This window comes from Flavicella sp. IMCC45668 (genome assembly GCF_057219105.1).
Genome location: NZ_CM170114.1, coordinates 2,466,514 through 2,490,062 on the forward strand (window position 1 = coordinate 2,466,514; position 23,549 = coordinate 2,490,062).

The 23,549-nt window shown below is 33.7% G+C and carries 12 protein-coding genes; 6 read left to right on the forward strand and 6 right to left on the reverse strand.

The window, feature by feature from the left end; all coding sequences use genetic code 11:
- Positions 1–23: 23 nt before the first annotated feature.
- Positions 24–3,275 (forward strand): VCBS repeat-containing protein, encoded by a 3,252-nt coding sequence (locus AC2DZ0_RS10145; RefSeq protein ID WP_484641631.1) that lies wholly within the window; start codon positions 24–26, stop codon positions 3,273–3,275.
- A 75-nt stretch (positions 3,276–3,350) separates the two neighbouring features.
- Here AC2DZ0_RS10145 and AC2DZ0_RS10150 read toward each other — a convergent pair whose 3' ends face one another.
- From AC2DZ0_RS10150 to AC2DZ0_RS10170, 5 genes are all read right to left on the reverse strand, one after another.
- Complete coding sequence (locus AC2DZ0_RS10150) at positions 3,351–5,429, reverse strand: beta-N-acetylhexosaminidase (RefSeq protein ID WP_484641632.1); 2,079 nt, start codon at positions 5,427–5,429, stop codon at positions 3,351–3,353.
- Between the two features lie 4 nt (positions 5,430–5,433).
- Positions 5,434–5,874, reverse strand: coding sequence for a hypothetical protein (locus AC2DZ0_RS10155; RefSeq protein ID WP_484641633.1), 441 nt, complete (start codon positions 5,872–5,874; stop codon positions 5,434–5,436).
- The gene (gene nagB, locus AC2DZ0_RS10160) at positions 5,874–7,790 is read right to left on the reverse strand and encodes a glucosamine-6-phosphate deaminase (protein ID WP_484641634.1); all 1,917 of its coding nucleotides are present in this window, start codon (positions 7,788–7,790) and stop codon (positions 5,874–5,876) included. Before nagB ends, AC2DZ0_RS10155 begins: the two co-directional genes overlap by 1 nt.
- Positions 7,791–7,904: 114 nt before the next feature.
- Entirely contained in the window at positions 7,905–9,479 is a 1,575-nt protein-coding gene (locus AC2DZ0_RS10165) for a RagB/SusD family nutrient uptake outer membrane protein (protein ID WP_484641636.1), read from the reverse strand.
- A gap of 4 nt (positions 9,480–9,483) precedes the next feature.
- Positions 9,484–12,579, reverse strand: a complete 3,096-nt coding sequence (locus AC2DZ0_RS10170; protein ID WP_484641637.1) for a SusC/RagA family TonB-linked outer membrane protein — start codon at positions 12,577–12,579, stop codon at positions 9,484–9,486.
- 520 nt (positions 12,580–13,099) lie between these two features.
- Here AC2DZ0_RS10170 and AC2DZ0_RS10175 point away from each other — a divergent pair.
- The 3 genes from AC2DZ0_RS10175 (at position 13,100) to AC2DZ0_RS10185 (ending at position 15,768) form a co-directional block, all read left to right on the forward strand.
- Positions 13,100–13,855 carry a sensor histidine kinase gene (locus AC2DZ0_RS10175; protein WP_484489948.1) on the forward strand — a complete coding sequence of 252 codons (756 nt, stop codon included), beginning with the start codon at positions 13,100–13,102 and terminating at the stop codon, positions 13,853–13,855.
- Positions 13,856–13,868: 13 nt separating this feature from the next.
- Positions 13,869–14,582 (forward strand): LytR/AlgR family response regulator transcription factor, encoded by a 714-nt coding sequence (locus AC2DZ0_RS10180; protein ID WP_484489949.1) that lies wholly within the window; start codon positions 13,869–13,871, stop codon positions 14,580–14,582.
- A 94-nt stretch (positions 14,583–14,676) separates the two neighbouring features.
- Entirely contained in the window at positions 14,677–15,768 is a 1,092-nt protein-coding gene (locus AC2DZ0_RS10185) for an acyltransferase family protein (RefSeq protein WP_484641638.1), read from the forward strand.
- A 57-nt stretch (positions 15,769–15,825) separates the two neighbouring features.
- Here AC2DZ0_RS10185 and AC2DZ0_RS10190 read toward each other — a convergent pair whose 3' ends face one another.
- On the reverse strand, positions 15,826–17,145 hold the full coding sequence (locus AC2DZ0_RS10190; RefSeq protein WP_484641640.1) for a sugar MFS transporter: 1,320 nt from the start codon (positions 17,143–17,145) through the stop codon (positions 15,826–15,828).
- A gap of 264 nt (positions 17,146–17,409) precedes the next feature.
- Between AC2DZ0_RS10190 and AC2DZ0_RS10195 the strand changes: the two genes are divergently transcribed.
- Together AC2DZ0_RS10195 and AC2DZ0_RS10200 are read left to right on the forward strand one after the other, a co-directional pair.
- A complete protein-coding gene (locus tag AC2DZ0_RS10195; RefSeq protein ID WP_484641641.1) occupies positions 17,410–19,524 on the forward strand; it encodes a Tex family protein in 2,115 nt (704 codons plus the stop codon).
- 76 nt (positions 19,525–19,600) lie between these two features.
- Entirely contained in the window at positions 19,601–23,524 is a 3,924-nt protein-coding gene (locus AC2DZ0_RS10200) for a hybrid sensor histidine kinase/response regulator transcription factor (protein ID WP_484641643.1), read from the forward strand.
- The last annotated feature ends 25 nt before the right edge of the window (positions 23,525–23,549 follow it).

The window sequence follows — 23,549 nt, forward strand, 5'->3', positions numbered from 1 at the left end:
TGTAAATTTAAAAAAAGTGAATTATGAGATTTTTCAGTTACTGTACCCTTCTATTTTTTATCTTTTCTTGCTCTGATGCATCTTCAGAAAAGAACACAGAAAACACCATTTTATTTAGTAAAGTTCCTGTTGCAACATCCAACATAGATTTCTCCAACCAAGTAACGGAAAACCTATCTTTTAACTTTTTAAACTACCCTTATATTTACAATGGTGGTGGTGTAGCTATTTTAGACTTCAATCAAGATGGACTAGAGGATATTTACTTTTCTTCAAACCAAAATTCAAATAAACTATACTTAAATAAAGGAAATTTTATTTTTGAAGACATCACGCAAAAAGCAAACGCAGCAGACAAAGAAGGATGGACCACTGGAGTAACCGTTGTAGATATCAATCAAGACTCTTGGCCTGATATGTATGTTTGTAAATCAGGATCTTTAAGAAATAGTGAAAAAAGGAAAAATAAACTCTTTGTTAATAATAAAAACGGAACATTTACAGAATCTGCAAAACAATACCAGCTAGACCATCAAGGGTTCTCAACTCAGGCTTATTTTTTTGATTTTGATATCGATGGAGATTTGGATATGTATTTAGTCAATCACAGACCAGATTTTAAAAACAATGCCATTATTGAAAAGAAAGAAACCTCAATATTGGAAATGTCTGATCAACTTTTCGAAAATATAGAAGGAACCTTTAAAAACATCACAACTGAATCAGGAATCAAAAATTGTGCTTGGGGCTTAAGTGCTTCCATCGGTGATTTTAACCAAGATGGCTATCCAGATATATTTGTTGCTAATGATTTTTTACAACCTGATTTCTTATATATCAATAATAAAAACGGAACATTTACAGAATCTGCAAAACAATTTTTCAATCATATTTCTGCCAATAGTATGGGTTCGGATTTCGCAGATATCAATAATGATTTATTGCCTGATTTAATTGTTTTAGATATGATGGCTGCCGATCATAAGCGAAGCAAAAAAAATATGGCTACCATGAGTACTGATAATTTCAATGCTTTGGTAACCTCAGGATATCATTATCAATACATGGCAAATATGCTTCAAATAAATAGAGGTGTTAAACAATTTAGTGAAATAGGTCAACTTGCAGGAATCTCAAAAACAGATTGGAGCTGGGCACCCTTAATCGCTGACTTCAATAATGATGGCTACAAAGATATCTTTATCACTAATGGAATAGAAAATGATTTATCCAATCAAGATTTCAGAAACAAACTGAAGGGAAACATTCAAAACAAAAGAAAAGTTTCTTTGCAAGAAGCAATCAATATGATGCCTTCCGAAAAATTACATAATTACCTTTATTTAAATTCTAAGGACCTTCGTTTCAAGGATCATTCACAACTATCAGGGTTAGAAGAAAAAGTAAACTCAAATGGCGCAGCCTACGCAGATTTAGATAATGATGGTGACTTAGACTTGATTGTAAATAATCAAAACGAAAATGCTTTTATCTACAAAAACAACAGTAAAAATAATTATCTCAAGGTAAACTTAACAGGCTCCATAAAGAATAAAAATGCCTTAGGTGCTGATGTGATTTTGTATCATAACAACCAAAAACAATTACTCTCACAAAATACCAGTAGAGGATATCAATCTAGCATCAGTAACATCCTTAATTTTGGAATTGGATCTAGCACAACTATTGATAGTATTCAAGTGATATGGCCTGATAAAACCACAGAAATTAAAAAACAAATTAGCGCAAATACTTGCATTGAGTTTCAATATACAGCGCAGAAGAATCAATACTTAAAACCAAAAGTAAAAAATTCTTTTCTTGAAATCTCTACCAAAGATCTGGGTATTGAATTTCAACATTTTGAAAATAATTTTAATGATTACAAACTTCAACTATTACTACCACAAAAACAATCTACTCAAAGTAAGGCTATAGCCATTGGGGATGTAAATAACGATGGATTACAGGATTTATTTTTGGGAAATGGATTTGGAAAACCCGGGCAAATCCTACTACAAAACGACAAAGGAACCTTTAGCCAAATCCATAATCCAATTTTTATAAAACATGCCAAATACGAAGATCAAAATGCGATTTTCTTCGATGCCGATGGAGACACTGATTTAGACTTGATTGTAACCAGCGGTGGTTACGAATTGAAACCCAACTCTCCTTTGCTACAAGATAGAATTTACCTCAATAATGGAAGTGGCGTTTTTTCAGAAGGTTCATTTCCAAAAATGCTGTCATCTACCAATGATATAACCATCGCTGATATTGACCAAGATAATGATTTAGATGTTTTTATTGCAGGTAGGGTGGTTCCTGGAAAATATCCAACCGCACCCAACTCATATTTACTACAAAACAATCTAGGTGTTTTTAAAGATATTACAGATGAATACTCAAAAGGATTAAGAGATTTTGGGATGATCAATCAAAGTATATTCAGTGATATTGACAATGATGGCGATCAAGATTTAATACTCGCTGCTGAATGGAAATCTATTGGCATATTTGAAAACACAAATGGTAAATTTCAAAAACTAAACCTCCCTAAACTTGACAAAAATAAAGGCTGGTATCAATCCATTAAAGCTTATGATTACGATGGAGACGGAGATCAGGATTATTTCATTGGAAACATGGGTTTAAACAATAAATTCCATCCTAGTCCTACAAAACCCTTGCATATCTATGCGGACTATTTTGACAATAATTCTAGTTTCGATATTATCCTAAGTAAAACCTTAAATGGTAATTTAGTACCTGTTAGAGGAAAACAATGCTCTACGGAACAAACCCCTTTTTTAGCAAAAAAAATTGCTACGTACCAACAATTTGCAAATGCTACTTTAGATCAAATTTATGGGAAAGAAAAGCTAGAAAAGGCCCTGCACCAGTACGCCAATACTTTTGAATCTATTTTACTAGAAAACTTAGGAAATAAAAAATTTAAAGAAATTAAATTACCTATCAACTGTCAACTAGGTCCTATTTTAGATTTTGTAACACATCAGGACAAACAAAATAACAAGAAGCTTATTGGAGTTGGTAACATCTATGAAGCCGAAGTAGAAACAGTTCGATACGATGCCGCTAAAGGTTTTGTTTTAAATATTCAAGATAAAGAATTAACTAGTAAATTAACCCCTTTCTTTCCTGTCCAAAAAAACACCAAGGCCATAAAAAAAATAGAAATTCAAGGAACCACCCATTTTATATTGTTTCATAATAATGATAATCTTTCTATTTTTAAATATCTAGAATAGTATCATACAAAAATCCCAAATAAAAATCTCTTTCTATTTGGGACACCGAACTAAACATACTAAACTTACATTATCTCATTGTTGAGACACTGTATTTGACTCTAAATATTTTTTATTCTTCAAATAATCACTCAATGACTGCAAGCTTTCTAAAATCGCAAACTCAACATCAACAGTGTTTGCATTCAGCTTTAAAATAGCCGCATCCAATTCCTTAAATCGATCTGCACCATTTTCAGTAGCCTCAATACTATTTAACAACAATTCAGAAACCGTCGCTAAATCTGCAACCATTGGCTCCAACTGCTGTAATTTTGGATTACTTTTCAGTTTCACAAATTCATTATAATTGTTTTTCCATAGCAACAATAGTTCTCTCAACTCACTGGTTTTTGTTCCATCGGACACAAAAGAATCAACCAAAGAAGCAAAATTTATTTTCTGTTTGGCATCAGCAACACATGCATCAGCAAACAAGGTAAACGGAGAATACATTTGATACTCCACTCCGTCTTTATTTCTAGTATATCCCTTTAGCGGCTCACACACATCAGACAAAACCCTAATAGACTGAACAGACTGATTATCCGTTAAATTCCTAAATATCACTGCTCGGTTAGAAATATGTAACAATCCTAATTCTTCTAATTGATGATTTACAACTTCCAATCTTCTATACATACTTTCGATAGATACTATTTCTTTTGGAGACCAAAATCTTTCTGCAATTGCAGCGGTTCTAGGCCAAATTCTTGAATCTATACTTCTAGACGTCGTTAATTCGCTCCACATGGTAGCCTCCCCTCCCAATATTCTATTTTTTTCTTCCTCTGTCAAACTAACATTTGGCATAGGATCTACCTTATAATGATCTTCTACCGAATACATCAAATCAATATAATACCCATTAGATAATATTGTCTGATTTCCATTCTTAGTAGCATTCACTAAAGATTGCTTTGCTGGTAAGCCTTCATTTTCACCTCTCCAAGAATGAATAATTGCGGAAGTAGGAATGGTAGGTGTTAGGATCTCTTCCCACCCAATCATCTGTTTCCCGTTCTTTTGAAGGATTTTTTGAAGTTTGATATTAAAATACGTTTGTAAATCATGATTTGTTTGTAAACCATTCTTTAACATAAACGCCTGAATATCCTTATTACTGTCCCAATCTTTCCCTTCGTTTTCATCCCCACCAATATGCACATAATTACTAGGAAATAAAGCTGCCAATTCTTTAAAGATATCAGCCAGCAACTTATACGTTCTTTTGTTTGTTGGGTCTAAAGTTGGATCAAAAATTCCAGCATTCCTTTCTATAGAATTTTCTCTCACGGCACTTCCAAGTTCTGGATAGGCCGTTAACAATGCAGAGGCATGACCTGGCACATCAATTTCTGGAACTACTTGTATCCCTCTAGCTGCAGCATATGCAACAACATCTTTTATTTGACTCTGCGTATAAAAATCCCCATCAGACCCTAACTGTGTCAATTTTGGATGTTTTTTTATCTCCACTCGAAACCCTTGATCATCCGAGAGATGCCAATGAAACAAATTCAGCTTCACTGCCGCCATTGCATCCAAATTTCTTTTAATAACATGCACAGGTTGAAAATGACGAGAAACATCAATCATCAAACCTCTCCATGCAAAACGCGGTGCATCCGAAATAGAGACCAAAGGAAAATAATAGTTGTTTTCAGTATAGGATTGTAACTGCAATAATGTTTCCAAGGCTCTTATGGCTCCAATATCTGTAGTTGCATTTATAGTAATTCCATCTTCGGCAACCTTTAAAGTATAAGATTCATCTTCATGCAACTCTACAATTCCAGCGCGTTCGATTTCAATATTCAAACTTGCCTCATCTGAAAAAGATGATTTATTATCAATAATTCCTTGTGTAAAAAACAAGCCAGTTCTTCCGTCAAGTCTTCTTAAAAAAGAATTAGAATAACTAAAAATTCTGTCATTATAATTCCCGTTAATACGTAAATTAAAATTTTTGTTTAATAAAAACTTCCCTTCGTGTATTTCAACTTTCTGAGGCCAAGGCATAAGATTCAATTTCTCTTCCGCCTGTTGAGCGTGTATTGAAAAAGGGAATAATATTCCTAAACCCAAAAACAATAGATATATATAGTTTTTCATGGTCTTATTTTTTTGTTCTGACATAGGTTTCAATAATTTCTTGATCAATTCCTACCTCTTCATTTTTTTCAAATCCTCTTTGGATCAATGTGTCATTTTTAAATTCCATTTCAAAAGAAAAATCTTTTCCTTCCCAACTTCTTCCTGTGCAGAACTCAAGGTTTTCTTTATACGTTTTTCCATCAAAACTATAAGAACCACCTCCCGCAATAAAAATGCTATTAGTACCTGTCCCTTTTTTCAAATCATGTCGTAAAAAGGAAAAATGAGTACTATTAATGATTTTTATCAAACGTTGCTCTTTCGTGTAATCTGTAAATACGGAATCACCTTGTTTGATAATAATTCCTGTCTGTAACTCCCAAGTCCCAACGATGCTATTCTTCGGTTCTTTTTCACAAGAAACAAGTCCAACCAACAGCAATAACACAACTAGCTGTTTCATCAGAAATGATAGCGTTTAAATGCCTCGATTGCAGCATAGTCTGCCAAGCCTAAATGGTTGTATTTATTTGCCGTAAGCCTATTTCTATCTTCTACACGTACCCAAAACTCACGTGAGTCATCTCCTTGAAACATAACTCCGTCTTTCTGAGATTGATGAAAAAATATTGCATGTCGCTTTTTTAATACCTGATCTGGACTCATTGGAACCGCCATTTCTATCTCATGTGTTTCCCATTCATGCCAAGCACCACGATATAACCAAACCCAACAATCGTCCATAAACTTCTGTGGTTTTAACTCCTCCAAAGAGGCAAAAATAGCATCTAAACATACTTTATGTGTTCCATGCGGATCCGCTAAATCACCCGCGGCATAAATCTGATGCGGTTTGATATCAGTTATCAAATCGCTAATAATTGTAATATCAGCCTGAGTAAGGTTTCCTTTTTTAACAGTACCTGTTTCATAAAATGGAAGATCTAAGAAATGAACATTTTTATCTGGCAAGCTTAAATAACGTGTAGCAGCAAGAGACTCTCCTCTACGAATCATTCCTTTTAGTTTTCTAGTTTCTGGACTATCAATACTATAAGGTTGTTTGCTTTGAATATCATTTATTACCCCTCTCATTAGATCAGATTGAATATTCATGTATCCCGTAACCTCAGCAAATTTTAATGCTTCATCATCTGAAACAGCAATATTTCCTGACGTTTGGTATGCAATATGCACTTCATGACCTTGTTCAACCAACCTATCAAAAGTCCCACCCATAGAAATTACATCATCATCAGGATGTGGACTAAAAATAATCACTCGTTTTTTTTCTGGAGTCGCTCTTTCTGGTCGTTTGGTGTGATCAGAATTTGGTTTACCGCCAGGCCAACCTGTAATGGTATTCTGCAAGGCATTGAACATCTCTATATTCAACTCATAGGCACTTCCTTCCTCAGCAATCAAACTAGACATCCCATTATTATTATAATCTTTGTCTGTTAATTTTAGAATGGATTTATTCAACAATTCACTCAACCAACAAATAGCCTTCTTCTTTAAGTCTTCTGTCCATATACAAGAGGTAACTAACCAAGGTGTTTTATTTCTTGTTAATTCCGAAGAAGCCTCCTTATCCAAAATAAATGTAGTATTCTCCTGACTCTGAAGATAGGTAGCCGGCACTGAAGAAGTAACTTCACCCTCAATTGTTTTTTTTATGATATCTGCTTTGGTGATTCCCCATGCTAAAAGAACAATTCTTTTCGCCTTGGTGATCGTCCCAATTCCCATTGTAATGGCTTTTCTGGGCACATTGTCTAAACCTAAAAATGCGGGTGCAGCATCTTCTCTTGTCATAGAATCCAAAGTAATGGTTCTTGTACCTGAATTATAATGAGACCCGGGTTCATTAAATCCAATATGCCCAGTTCTACCAATTCCTAACAATTGAAAATCTATGCCTCCTAATTCCTTTATTTTTAATTCATAATCGATGCAATATTGATGTAAATCTGTTCCTTGTAAAGAACCATCAGGAATATTAATATTTTCAGGTAATATATCTACATGCTTGAATAAATATTCATGCATAAAGTAATAGTAACTTTGTATATCTTCAGGATTCATTGGGTAATATTCATCCAAATTGAAAGAAATTACATTCTGAAAACTAAGGCCTTCTTCTTGATGCTGTCTTATCAACTCTTCATACACTTTTATCGGTGTAGAGCCCGTTGCCAAGCCAAGTACACAAGGTTTGTTTTCTTGAGCCTTTAGTTTGATTAAACTAGCAATTTCATTTGCAACTTCAATTGAAGCCTGCTTAGAATCATCGAAAATAACATTGTGTATTTTCTCAAATCTTGTCTCTTCAAATTTCCCAGCTGGACTATATGCGATATTATTTTTTTTCGACATTTTAATTAGTTTAGCTTTTTCATTTTCTGTTTCTTTAATAAAACGGGAGCTTTTTAAGGCTCCCGCCTATCACTAATCGAAACTTCCTAACTTAAAATAACCAGTGGTTATGTTTTAAAAATTACTTCCAGCAACATCCCACCATAAACGTGTACCTCCTGTATCAGGACCTCCTAAGTATCCTACAGCAATATCAACATTTGCTCCATTGGTGTTTCTTTCGCTTTCCACAAAATTGATTCTTCTTATTTGAATGTCTGTATCAATAGTACCTCCACTATTGTTCACCATTACCGGAAAAATTCTCGGGTAACCTGTTCTTCTAAATTCCGACCAAGCCTCTTGACCATCAGGGAACATTGCAATCCATTTTTGAGTAATGATTTGCTCTAACTGCTCTTCATTCGTACCAGATGCGTTATAGGCAATTTTTACATCGCTTGCATAAGCAATATCATTATCACTATTCAAAGCATCAACAAAATCAGCTGGTGTGCTCGTGTTATCTGCTAAATAAGTTGCCACATCTGACACGCCATGCTGAGCAAAAGAAGCGGTTACACCATTTTCATAATGCGTAGCTGCAGTTCCGGCACCTGCCCAACCTCTTAAAGCAGCTTCTGCTTGTAAAAAGTCTACTTCAGCAGCAGTCATCCATTGCATCGTTTCTCCTTCCACAACAGAACCAATTGCAGAGTGAGCTCCGTATTCTGTTTTTGCCTCAATTTCAATTCCCATACGGATTCCCTTGTAGGCACCCGCTAAAGCTTCATCTTCCGCTGGAGAAAAATATTTCTCTATTCTACCATCGTTATAACCTGTCAAAATAGATTCCATTTCTGCTCCCATTCGAATATCTCCCCATGAACCACTAATTACCGTTAAAGGGTGTGCAAATCCGGTATTGATAAACATATCAGACTCCAAAAAACCTGCATCAGAAGCCAAAGACAATTCTCCTTGGGTTTTCGCAAGTGTAGGATCTACCTTAGCAACTCTTAAAGCCAAACGTAATCTTACAGAATTTGCAAATGCACGCCATAAAGCAATATCTCCTTCTAAAGACGACATATCAAAAGGCACAAATTGAGTATCTGCTTCAAAAGTCTTTAAACCTGTTATTGCCTCTTCTAATTCAGCGAAAAAAGTGGCATAAGCAACATCTTGCGCATCATATTCTCCAGTAGTAGCAAAATCATCATACTTAGAATAACGAATTGGCCCATATACATCAGAAACTCTATGCATTGCAGTCACTTTGATTATATCCGCCAAATACACGAATTTCACTCCCGCAGGATCTCCTCCATTATCTACCGCATTTTTAATATCCAAAACAAAAGGCATCACATTCCCATAGGCATCAGACCATGGAAACCCATTCCAACCATCTACCAAAGAATAGGTCATGTTATTCACGTTTCCTGCAAAAGGTGTCGGTGGTGTCATATAACCAGAGTACACATCCCCATTTAAATTTTGCTGTAACTGAAAGTTCCATGCAGGTGTTACATTCATTACATTTAAAAACATAGGAGTAAAAGAACCTCCAATATGATTATTCATTTGTGTCAAACTCTCATTAGAAACCCCTGATGGGTTTGTATTGATGTTTTCAAAGTCGCTAGTACAATCCACTAAAGTCAGTGCAATCATAGAAGCTAAAGTATATTTTATTAATTTTTTCATCGTCTTAGAAATTTACGTTAACATTTAATCCTACACTTCTAGTTGAAGGTTGACCGTAGATGTCAACTCCTTGCAACCCATTACCTGTACTAGCCGCAATATTCGGATCGAATGGCGCATTTTTGTAAAAGAAGAAAAGGTTGTTTGCGATTAAAGAAAGTCTTAAGTTTTTCACAACACTTTCTTTAAAGTTTAAATTATACCCTACAGAAAACTCCCTTAAACTTACATTAGTAGCATCGTAAACATACTCACCCAACATACCGGCTCTACCACCTGTTTTTAGGTAATAATCTTGTGCTGTCATTTGTAAAGGATTTCCGTCTGTATCAACAACATTTACCATACCTCCATTGGTGTTTCTTGTATCTGCAGAAGCTTGAGACACTCCATAAAAGTCATTTACCGCCTCTGTAACACTTACAACACTACCTCCAACTTTGGCATCAATCAAAAAGCTTACATTAAAGTTTTTGTATTCAAAATTATTGTTCCATCCTAAAGTATAATCAGGTTGTGCATGTGCAATCGTTTCAAAATCTGTAGATTCTATGGTTAAGTTTCCTGCACCATCATCTGTTACTATTGGTAAACCGTCTGCGTTTCTAACAACTGATCTACCTCTAATTGAACCAAAATCTTCTCCTTCAACTAATGAATATCCATAACCATTTACTCCTGGAGCTGTAAGAACCGCTTCACCATTTTCTAAATCTGGATGTACAGAAACTACTTTATTCTTATTCATTGCAAAGTTCAATGAAGAATTCCAAACGAAATTATCATTTACAATAGGTTTACCGTTAATTACCAACTCAATACCTTCGTTAGAAATTTCACCAGCATTTACAATATTCTGAACATATCCTTGCGTATTAGGCTCTGCTTGGATGTAAAATATTTGATCTGTCGTTTTTGAGTTATAGTAAGTCAAATCAAACCCTACTCTATTTCCTAAGAATCTCCATTCTGTACCGATTTCAAATGATTTTTGTCTTTCTGGTCTTAATGTTTCTCCTTCTTTTACACCAAAAGTAGGTTTTGCAAAATTCCCTTGTCCTAGTGGAATAGAGTTTAGTGGAATTGTAGCATATGGTGGAATATCTTTACCAACCTCTGCATAAGAACCTCTAATTTTCGCAAATGAGATCGCTTCTGGCAACTCAATAATATCAGATAAAACTCCTGTTAAACCAACCGATGGATAAAAGAAAGATTCTGATGCAGTGTTTACCAATGTAGAAGACCAGTCAGTTCTTCCCGTTACATCTAAAAATACTTTGTTATAGAAACCTATGTTTGCTGATGCAAAAACCGACTGAACCTCTCTATTAGATACTGTTTGTTGAATATCATTTGTAGAAGTAAAGTTTGCAATTGTAAAATAGTTAGGATAGTTTAATCCTGTACCATTTCCAGAATCTAAAAAGATTTGATCACCAGTTGAATATTTTGTCAAACTTGTCCCCAACAAAGCTGTTAAAGAAATATTTTCAGAAATATTCTTGTTATAATTTGCTATTAAATCAATGTATTGCTGTGTGTTTTCTGTTTTTTCAACAATATATCGTCCTGTTGCAGGCACAAATGTCAAATCACTACCAGCGTACATTTTTTTGTCAAACGTAAAGAAGGACTTATCATAACTAACTCTTGATTGTAAAGAGAAGGCTTCTGTAATTTTATAATTTACAGATACATTTGCCAAAACTCTTTCTGCAATATCTTGTGATGGATTTCTGTGAATCAACCAATATGGATTTTGCTGAATATTCTCATCAAAAGAGGTTGCATATTGATCCATCATATTTGTTGCCTCATTGAAATATTCATATTTATTTTTATAAACACCTCTATCAATTCCTACAGGATGCAAGTACAAACCTGTTAAAGGATTTGAATACAAACCATTTGTAGGTCTGTTATTAATTCTCTGATCAGACAAACTTACACTTGCATTGATTTGCAACTTGTCTTTATAAAAACTCATCGTTTCTCTTAAAGTTAAGTTGTTACGAATCATTTTGTTTTGAGGAATAACTCCCTCTGCCAAAGTATTTGCATAAGATAAATACGTTTGTGCTTTTTTGGTACCTGCTGTTAAAGCAATAGATTGAATTGCTGTATATCCCGTTTGAAAGAAATCTTCAGCATTATTTGACAATCCATCTGCTTTAGCTCCCCATGATTTTGGGTCTGCAACATTTCCGTTCTCTGCAATAGGTTGCCCTACAGAATTAGATTGATATTCTGATTGTAATTTAGGGGTTACAAACACATTATCCATTGTAAAAGCAGAACTTACGTTGGCAGACAATCTACCTTCTTTTCCTTTTTTTGTGGTAATCAAGATTACCCCATTCGCTCCTTGAGAACCGTATAGTGCAGCAGCAGAAGCTCCTTTTAGAACCGACATACTCTCAATATCATCAGGATTGATCATAGACATTGCATCACCACCATCACGGTTTCCTGTTTGACTTCCGAAAACATTTGTTCCTGGTGCTTCACCATTTGAACCGTTACCGCTATTTTGCATTGGCACACCGTCAATAACATACAAAGGATCATTGTTTGTTGTAGAAGAGTTACCCCTTAATACAACCTTTGAAGCTCCACCCACACCCGAAGAACTACGCGTAATAGAAATCCCGGCTGATTTACCAGATAAACTATTTACTGGGTTGGTTTGTTTTACTCTAGTTAATTCAGCACCGCCAACTTCTTGTGCAGAATATGTCAAGGCTTTTTTCTCTTTTTTAATACCAAGGGCAGTCACGATTACTTCGTCTAAGGCCTGAGAATCTTCTTCCATGGCAACAGTGATAGAATTCGAATCTCCCACCGTTACCGAAACATCTTTCATTCCTAAAAACGAAACCTTCAATTGCTCACCTGCAGATGCTTCTATAGAGAATAGACCATCAAAATCTGTTGTGGTACCTCTATCAGTTCCTACCACAAATACAGAAACTCCAGGTAGGGGAACTCCATCAGCAGCCGTGGTTACTGTACCAGTAATACTTTTTTCTTGTGCCGAAACCTGAAGGCTAAACAGCATGGAAAAAATCGTAATAAATACTAAGTTAATTTTTTTCATAAAAATATTGTTAATTGGTTTTCATGATAAAAGTATGAGGTGATTGGGCCTGTAAAAAAAAATCTCGCCAAACGACAGAAAACGACCAACCAATGACATTTATTAAGATACAAAGTATATTTCAAAAATTTTTAATCATAATTTAATCATAAAAAATATTACATTTGATAAAATACAACACATTAAAAAACAAATATTTACCAATAAAAACAGGACTTTGCCGATAGTTAACATCTTAAAAAAAGCCAACTTTAGAATCCCTTTAAAATATCATCTGATTTTTTGGGCGAGTTATTTTACTCTGAATTTTATTCGTTGGGGAAGCTACTTTGATGACTATTGGTATTCATTAAAGTCAAACTTGGTCGAATTTCCTCTGCATATTATTTTGGTGTATTTCACCATCTATTTTTTAATACCAAGATTTATTCTGAATAAAAAATATGCTTTGTTTTTTATTTTTTTCACAACCTCTTTAGCAATTTTATACATTACCCGAACAGGCTTTAATTATTTTCTAGTGAGTAAAAATATTTGGCCAGAAGCAGAAGGTGTTCAAAATGCTTTTCAATTCAACCATATTGTTGCAGTAACCCTTGGTGAAATTTATGTAGTGGCTTTTGCCGCAGCAATCAAACTTACAGTGGAATGGATTTATCAAAAACAAAAAGCCGAAAACTTAAAAAAATTACAACTTAGAACGGAATTAAATTTTTTAAAATCTCAAATTCAACCGCATTTTTTTTTCAACACTTTAAATAATTTATACGCTCTAACCCTAGAAAAATCAGATATCGCTCCGAGTGTTGTCTTGAAATTATCAGATATCATGCAATATGTTTTATATGATGTAAAAGAACCATCTATTGCCCTCTCTACAGAAATAAAATACATTCAAAACTATATAGATTTAGAAGAAATGAGACATGGAGAAAGCATCAAAGTAAAGCTATCCATCAAAGGAAATATTTCGGATATTATGTTACCTCCTCTATTATTTTTACCTTTTATAGAAAACGCTTTTAAACATGGAAAAAACGGAAATGACAAACTAAAAGTTAAAATAGGATTCAAAATAATAGAAAATAAAAAACTTATATTTACCACAGAGAACAACTTTGTAAAGGTTACTAAAACCGAAAAACATGGGATTGGCAACCCCAACGTTGCAAGACGACTTCAGTTACTTTATCAAAATTCATATAAGTTAAAGTCGAAAGCTGATAAAAATATCTACAAAGTAAAAATGACGATACCCTTAAACCAGAAGCAATAAACCTAAACATACTGTGAACATAAAAGCGATCATAATTGACGACGAGCCTTTAGCTATAAAAGTGATTGAAACTCATTTACAAGAATTCAATAATTTTGAAATCATAGCCACTTTTAATAATCCTATTGCTGCTCTTGAGACTTTGAAACAAGAAAAAATTGATGTTATTTTCTTAGATATCAATATGTCGAAAATGAATGGTCTAGAGTTCCTAAAAACCGTTGATGTGCAACCAAATGTTGTAATCACTACCGCTTATAGAGAATACGCCCTTGAAAGTTTTGACCTTGATGTGCTAGACTATTTGGTCAAACCAATTCCTTTTACAAGGTTTTTAAAAGCTATTAATAAAATTACTCAAAAAGTACAATTACAACGAGGAGCAACCAAAACGGAAGAAGAAACTAATAATGAAGGTTTTATATTTTTGAAAGTTGAAAAAAAACTTGTAAAAATAAAATACGACACCATTTTATATATTGAGAGTTTGAAAGATTATATAAAGGTATTTACAAATACAGGTGATTATTTGGTGCACAAATCTCTTACGAGTATAACAGAAGAACTTCCAAAAGAAAAATTTTTAAGAATCCATAGATCTTTTACCATTGCCATAGATAAAGTAAACAGTATTGAAGGAAACCTGATAGAAATTGCGACCAAACGAGTACCGATAGGAAGAAAATATGTAGCAACCACCAAAAAAACTATTCTTAACCAAGAATAGAACAGTTGTTTATCGCCTAGATTCTGTTTTCTAAAGAAGTTTTTTATATCTTAATAAGTGTTTTTTTACATTTCATTTGATAAATAACGATCTTATGAGAAATCGAATACAATCTGTGGATATTTTACGTGGCTTTACGATTGCTGCAATGATTTTAGTGAACACGCCAGGTGATTGGAATCACGTGTACGCTCCTCTTTTACACGCTAACTGGCATGGACTTACCCCCACTGATTTAATTTTCCCCTTTTTCTTGTTTATTGTAGGGATCTCAATTTCATATGCCTATAAAAACGCAGAAAACAATTCAAAAACTTATAAAAAAATCCTGATTCGAAGTTTAAAATTAATAGGACTTGGATTGTTTTTAAATATTTTTGTTCCTTCTTTTCCATTTTTCTCAGACGTTAATAACCTAAGAATTCCGGGAGTCTTACAACGTATAGGAATCGTATTTTTTATTAGTTCGCTTTTATTTTTAAAATACAATTGGAAAACACTGCTTTCTATCTCTATAGGAACCCTGGCAATATATTGGATATTTACCAATTTTGTCCCCTTACCTAATGGAAGCATACCTTCACTAGAACGTGGTCCAAATAATTGGGCAAATTATATAGACCTACAATTATTAAAAAATCATACTTGGCAAATTGATTATGATCCTGAGGGAATTCTGGGTACCATCCCTTCCGTTATCACCTGCATTATAGGGATATTGCTTGGGAAAATATTACAGGTACATGCCGATAACAAAATAAATCTATTAGCATTAACTGGATTTACATTGCTTCTTTCTGGATATATTTGGAGCATTTGGTACCCTCTGAACAAGGCGCTTTGGACAGGCTCTTTTGTACTGGTTACAGCTGGTTATGGAACCCTTTTCTTAACAATTATCTATTATTTTTCTGATGAAGTGCAACTGAACTTTGGAAATATCTTTAAATATGCAGGTACCAATGCCATATCTATTTATTTTCTTTCCAGCCTACTTTCAAAATGTTTTTATTTGATAAAATTAAACGAAACAGAAAGCATTCACTCTTTTCTATTCCAAAATTATTTTGTCTCACTCATAGGAGATTTAAAACTAGCTTCATTGTTATACGCCTTTTCGGTAACTCTTTTTTATTTAGGATTAGCCTATATCATGTTTCGTAAAAAATGGATCATAAAAGTCTAACAAACAAAAAAGTCCACTTTTGTTAAGTGAACTTTTTTTATAAACTATATTTATGAGCTATTTTTTCCAACTATGAATTTTATGCCCTTTTAAAGCAAAAAACAAAATAAACAAATAGCACGGAATTAATATCCAATAACTACTCGTTGCGGAAACTGTAGTAGCATCTAACGCATCTACCCCTTCGGCTATCATCTCATGCTTACTCGCATCTACCAATCTACCATATAAGGGAGGTATAATGGCTCCTCCTGAAATTGCCATAATCAACAATGCGGAGGCCGTTTTGGTAAACTTTCCTAATCCATCTAAAGTCAAGGGCCATACTGCCGGCCACACCAAAGCATTGGCTATTCCTAAAGCCGCAACAAATAATATTGAAACAAAACCAGTGGTACTTAATATTCCAACACTAAAAATAATTCCTAATATCGCACTTACAATCAATGCTTTTTTCTGACTGATATATTTTGGTATCAATACCGCACCAAGCAAATAGGTAACCACCATGGCCATGAGTGTAAAGGTGGTAAAAAATTTAGCATCGGCTTCCTCGAAGCCTAATGAAATACCGTATGAAATAATGGTATCTCCAGCAATAACCTCTGCTCCAACATAAAAAAACAGCGCCAATACTCCGAACCACAAATGTGGAAATTCAAAAATACTAGTTTTCTCTGTCGCTCCCTCTTCCGAAGTTTCCTCAGCAGGTTCTACGTGTGGCAAAGGAGCTTTTCTAATTAAAATTCCCAAAACACCTAACACAATTGCCATAATAACATAGGGCATAAAAACACTGTCTGCCATGCTATCCAACAGTATTTCTTTTTCTTGTTCAGACACAGACTCTAATTTCTTATTCACTTCGCCAATACCTGACAACAACAAAGAACCAAAAATGATAGAACCTAAAGCCCCTGCCACTTTATTGGCAATCCCCATAATTGATATTCTCTTGGCAGCGCTTTCAATTGGCCCCAAAATAGTAATATAAGGATTCGCAGCTGTTTGCAATAAAGTCATCCCTATTCCTTGGATAAAAATTCCGGTTAAGAAAACCCAATACGTTCTTGCCTCGGCAGCAGGAATAAATACCAGCGCCCCAATCGCCATTACAAAAAGCCCCAATGACATCCCTTTTCTGTAACCTATTTTATTCAAAATAGAAGAAGCGGGTAAAGCCATTAAAACAAACGAAATATAGGAAGCAGATGCAACCAAATAAGACTGAGCCTCAGTCAATTCATTGATCGTTTTCATAAACGGAATCAACGCTCCGTTGATCCATGTTACAAATCCAAAAATAAAAAACACTCCAGCAATAATACTAATAGGAATGATACTTGATTTTTTGGTGTTTACTGTAGCTGACTCCATAATACAAATTAAGTTATTGGTTATTTATTTTGATTCGAAAATTCAAAAAGGTGAAAATACAAAAATGAACCTTCACCGAACAATATCGCTCAACATTCATTGTTCAAAAAAATATTTCGACAAAAGACACTATTTATCGCACAAAAAACCAAACTATAAACATAAAATCTAGATAGTTTTGAATGAAAGCAATTATAAAAGTATCTTTTTTTAAAGTATTAATCTATTTTTGTTTCTTCACTATACGTACAGCATATACAAATTATGGAAATCCTTGACTATATAAAATCCAATACTGACCTTAGAGATATCAGTATTATTAATACCTTAAAATTAATTTCTGAAGATTGTACAGTTCCTTTTATTGCACGATATAGAAAAGAAATGACTAATAATTTAGATGAGGTTCAAATTAGCGACATCTTAAGTCATAAAAAGGTATATGATGAGTTAGAAAAAAGAAAAAAAACAATTTTAAAATCTATAGAAGAGCAAGGTTCTTTAGACAGCGTATTAGAACATAAAATCAATAATACTTTTTCTAATACTGAGTTAGAAGATTTATATCTACCCTATAAAAAATCTCGTAAAACAAAGGCAGACAAAGCAAGAGAACATGGCTTGGAAGGATTGGCAAAAATAATCATGGCCCAAAACTCCAATGATTTAGAGTACACAAGTCATAAATTTATAAAAGGAGAGATTCAATCTTCTGAAGAAGCTTTAGAGGGTGCAAGACATATTATTGCTGATTGGATCAACGAAAGAATTGATATCAGAACTTCATTAAGAAATGAATTTAAAAGAAGAGCTACCATTACTTCTAAGGTAGTAAAATCAAAAGTTAACGACGAAAAAGCCCAGAAGTACAAAGATTATTTTGATTGGTCAGAATCTCTTTTCAGATGTCCTTCTCATCGATTAATGGCTTTATTAAGAGCAGAAAAAGAAGGTTTTGTTAGAATCAAAATTGACATTGATAAAGAACAAGCACTTGCAAGAATTGCTTCTAAAATGATTCGATCACAAAACGAATGTTCAGAACAAATAGAACTCGCTATTAAAGATGCATACAAAAGGTTATTAGCTCCAGCACTTTCAAACGAAGTACTTTCTAGTGCCAAAGAAAAAGCGGACACCAATGCCATTCAAGTTTTTGCAAAAAACTTAAAGCAACTACTGTTACAAGCACCTTTAGGAGAAAAAAACATTCTTGCTTTAGATCCGGGTTTTAGAACAGGTTGTAAAATGGTATGTTTGGATGCTTATGGGAATTTGAAACACAACGACACCATTTATTTACATAAAGACAGAGAGGCTATTGGTAAAATTACAACAGCTGTAAATGCGTACAAAATTGATGCAATTGCCATTGGAAATGGTACTGCCTCTCGTGAGACGGAAAGCTTGATCAAAAAAATTAGGTTTGAAAAAGACATTCAAGTTTTTATTGTCAACGAAGCAGGTGCCTCAATTTATTCGGCCTCCAAAATAGCTAGAGATGAATTCCCAAATTATGACGTCACCGTTAGAGGTTCGGTTTCGATAGGAAGAAGACTTGCTGATCCTCTTGCAGAATTGGTGAAAATTGATGCAAAATCTATCGGAGTAGGACAATATCAACATGATGTAGATCAAACTAAACTAAAGGAAGAGTTAGACAGAGTTGTAGAATTCTGTGTAAATAAAGTAGGTGTCAATATCAATACTGCGAGTAACTCTTTATTAAGCTATGTTTCAGGAATTGGTCCAAAGCTAGCGGAAAATATTGTTACTTACCGAAAAGAAAATGGCGCTTTTGTAAGTAGAGATCAAATAAAAAAAGTTCCTCGATTGGGTGCAAAAGCCTACCAACAATCTGTTGCCTTTTTAAGAATTAAAGACGCCAAAAACCCCTTAGATAATTCAGCCGTACATCCTGAAAGCTATGCTATCGTAAAAAAAATGGCCAAAGACACCAAAACGGCATTAGATAATTTTATTGGAAACAGGGAGATCTTAAAAACCCTCGACTTGAACAACTACTGTACTGATGCTGTTGGAATTCCAACTTTAAAAGATATAATCTCTGAACTTGAAAAACCAGGATTAGATCCAAGAAAAAAAGTAAAGGTCTTTGAATTCAACGCGACTATCAAAACCATAGATGATTTAAAAACAGGACAAATTCTCCCTGGGATTGTAAATAATGTGACCAATTTTGGATGCTTTGTAAATATCGGGATCAAAGAAAGTGGTTTGGTTCATATTTCAAAACTTAAAAAAGGTTATGTAGGAAATGTGAGTGATGAAGTTCACTTAAATCAACATGTAAAAGTACGTGTTGAAGAAGTAGACACCGTTAGAAAACGTATTCAATTGTCTATGAATTTTGATTAAAACAACACTTCCCTTTTTTTCAAAATTTTTAAACTATCTTTTACCCCACATAAACAGCGTTTTAAGTAAAAAAACCGTGATTCTAAGAAGATTATTTCTAATTGTATTGTTATGCTGTATCAGTCAATTCAACTGGTCACAGAAATTTATTGAAGGCTATAAAGTAAGTCACTTTCAATTGCCAATTGAAACCAACACCTATGATATTGCTCAAGATTCATTCGGATTTGTTTGGATTGCCACTTTAAACGGACTTTGGAGATACAATGGTGGTAACTTTAAAAACTACATTAAAAATCCACAAAACAAAACAGGGATTACCGACAATCATATCTCTTGTATTTATGAAGATTACGAGGGAACTTTATGGGTTGGAACCTATGGAGGTGGATTATTAAAATACGATAGAGATTTTGATAGTTTTGAGCGTTTTACCCATGACCCAAAAAACCCTAAAAGCCTCTCTTTTAACGAAGTTAGAACCATCTATGAAACAACAGACCATCAACTTTATATTGGTACCGATGGAGGTGGATTAAACTTGCTTGACAGAAAAACAAATACATTTAAAAGATATACTTTTTCAAAAACAGACGGTACAAGCATTAGCCATAATAACGTACTCTCAATCCGAGAAAAGCCAAATGGGAATCTATTTGTTGGAACTTGGATTGGGTTGAATATTTTCAATCCGAAAACTGAAAAATTTACTAGAATCTTTCATGAACCACTAGAACAATCTCAAAGTCATGGTAGCATAGAAATTTTCAACAAAAAGCTCCTATCTTCCTCTAAAAATCATTCACAACTTACAAATACCAACAAATTAGCAACCTTTGAAAGTGACATGGGTGGTTTTACTTTTCTAAAAAAAGAAAATGACAATAATTGTTGGTTTACGGCCGGAAAATATGTCTCTATTTGTGATTCTAGTTTTCACCTAAAACATCGCATTGATTTAAATTCTTTATTTCACAACGAAACTTCCTTCCAAGCAAACACAATATTTCATGATCAAAAAAGCAAAAACACATGGATACTTGATAGATATGGAAGCTTTTTCTTGTTTGAAAGGAAAGCTACAAATTTCAAAAATTTCTTAGGAACCAAACCAAATACCACTGTTAAAGAAACTCTGAATTACTATTGGGTTCTTGAAGGTAATGTGATGCATTTATTTTCAAAAACAACTCAAAAGTTATTTAAAACATTCCCTATACCTGGTACCACAATAAATTTCAACAACGCAATAGATAATACTATCTGGGTAGTAAACAGACATTATATTTTTAACTATTCTGAAACAGGAAAACTTCTACAAACGGAAAAAAAAGACTTGTTTCCATTTTCCTTATTACACACTAAAAAAAATGAACTTTGGATTGGAGAAGTTTTAGGAATCTCTGCCTTTTACCCCAAAACAGGCGATTTTACTCATTATGAATGTGAAGCTGAAAACCCTAATGGAATTGGCTACTTTCATAGTGCAAGAAAAGTTTTTGAAGATCATCTAGGGAATTTATGGTTCGGAACTTTTGGCGATGGATTAAAAAAATATGACCCTAACCTTGATCGATTTATAAACTACAGACATCATCTTGATGACAATACTAGTATATCCAACAACTTTATCAATGACATTTATGAAGATCAAAATTACAACCTTTGGATCGGAACCAAAGCCGGACTTTGTAAACTAGACCCAGCTTCAAATAGCTTTACACAACTAAACAATCCCATTTTACAAGACAATGTTATTAAATCTATATTAGAAGATAATGAAGGTAACTTGTGGATTGGAACCCCAAATGGATTGATTCAATTCAATCCAACAAAAAACACAGCCAGAATTTTATACGAGCAAGACGGACTTATTTCAAACAAATTCACAAATGCAAGTATCAAACTAAGTTCTAACAAACTACTTTTTTCAACTGCCAAAGGTCCGATGTTGTTTGATCCAAAAGACATTAAACCAAACAATAAAAAACCACAATTGTATATCTCTAAACTCTGGGTAAACAATGAGTTGGTTGCTCCAAATAGCAGCTATATCTTAAAAAATATTGAAGTAGAAAAAACGGTAACTCTTGATTATTCTGACAAAAAATTCGAATTAGAATTTCAAGTAATTAATTTTAATAACAACCAGCGTAGTAAATATAAATACAAATTAAAAGGCTACGATAAATCTTGGATTGAGGCACACAACTCACAAAAAGCAACCTACACAAATATCCCCTCCGGAGCGTATACTTTTCTCGTAAAAGCGTCTAATGAATCTGGTATATGGAACGAAGAACCTACAGCTCTTCAAATTCAAATTCAACCTCCATTTTGGGAATTACTTTGGGTCAAAATTTTGATTGGCATTATATGCATTGGATTTCTGTTTTTAATTTATGGATGGACAGTTCGAAAGGAACGTAACAAATTAAAATTTGAAATTGAAAAAGAAAGAGTTTTACAATTTGAGGAAGTTGCAAAAATGAAATTAAAATTTTTCACCAACATCTCACATGAACTCAGAACTCCCTTAACATTAATCACCTCTCCTTTAGAAAAATTTGCTAAAGAAAACACAAAACCTTCGGACAAAATTTTAGAGATGATGTACCGAAATAGTTCTAGACTTTTGGTGTTAATCAATCAAATTCTAGATTTTAGAAAACTGGAAACCACACAAAAATTACAGATTAGTCCTCAAACAAACCTATCCGTTTTTGACACTATAAATGCCGCTGCCGAGTATTGGAACAAAGAAAAAAACATCCAATACTCCTATGAAATTCCTAAAGAAAATTACACCTTCTTTTTTGATAGTGATGTCGTTGAAAAAATTGCAACCAACCTAGTCTCAAACGCCTTTAAATATACTTCAAAAGGAGGTATTATAAAACTTACTGTTTCCTTCACTAATATACACCTCAACGAAAAAAATGAGGTAATTCAAGGCTACCTAGAAATTAATGTAATTGACAATGGTATAGGAATACCTAAAGAACTACAACAAAAAGTTTTTGAACGTTTTTACCAACTTGATGAAAATCCAGAATTTGGATATAGCAGTGGAATCGGACTTTCTTTAACATCAGAATTAGTACAACAACATAAAGGAAATATAACACTTCACAGCGAAAAACAAAAAGGTTCACACTTTAAGGTAATCTTACCTATTGGCTTAAAAGAGCATAACCTGACGACCAAACATAACGACAAAGTTCCGCAACAAGATGAATTTCAAACCGATAAAAATGTTATTTTACTAGTTGAAGATAATCTTGATATTCGTTCTTATATCAAAGAGGAACTCTCAGAAAAGTACCATATTCTAGAAGCTGAAAATGGTAATCAAGGACTCAAGACCGCCATCAAAACAATTCCTAACCTTATCATCAGTGATATAATGATGCCTGACACTGATGGTATTCAAATGGCAAATCAACTGAAAAGCAATGAACTTACAGCTCACATTCCACTCCTATTTTTAACGGCAAAATCAGGCGATGAAAATAAAATAACTGGTTTACAAAGTGGGGCAGAAGATTATATTCAAAAGCCATTTAATCTGGCCGAATTAAAATTAAAAATCAGAAACTTACTAGAGTCAAGAAAGCTCTTGATAGAAAAACATAGGAAATCTCCTGCTGAATTATTAGAAAAAACACTTGATAATAACTACATCCAGAAATTAAATAACGCTATAGAAAGTCAGATAGAAAACCCTGAATTTTCTGTGGATCTTATTTGTTCAGAACTTGGTATTAGCAGATCTCAATTATATAGAAAAACACAAGGTTTAACTGGTAAATCAATTATTGAATACACCAACTCCTACCGATTATCTTTAGCCATGAATTTGATCAAAAAAGGAACGTTTACCATGAAAGAAATAGCTTATAAAGTGGGGTATAACGACAGTCGATACTTTAGTAGAATCTTCAAAAAAGAATATGGAAATCCACCATCTCACTTCCGTCCGAAAAAAGGAAACACATGATTTTCATTGAATAAATCCACCTTTT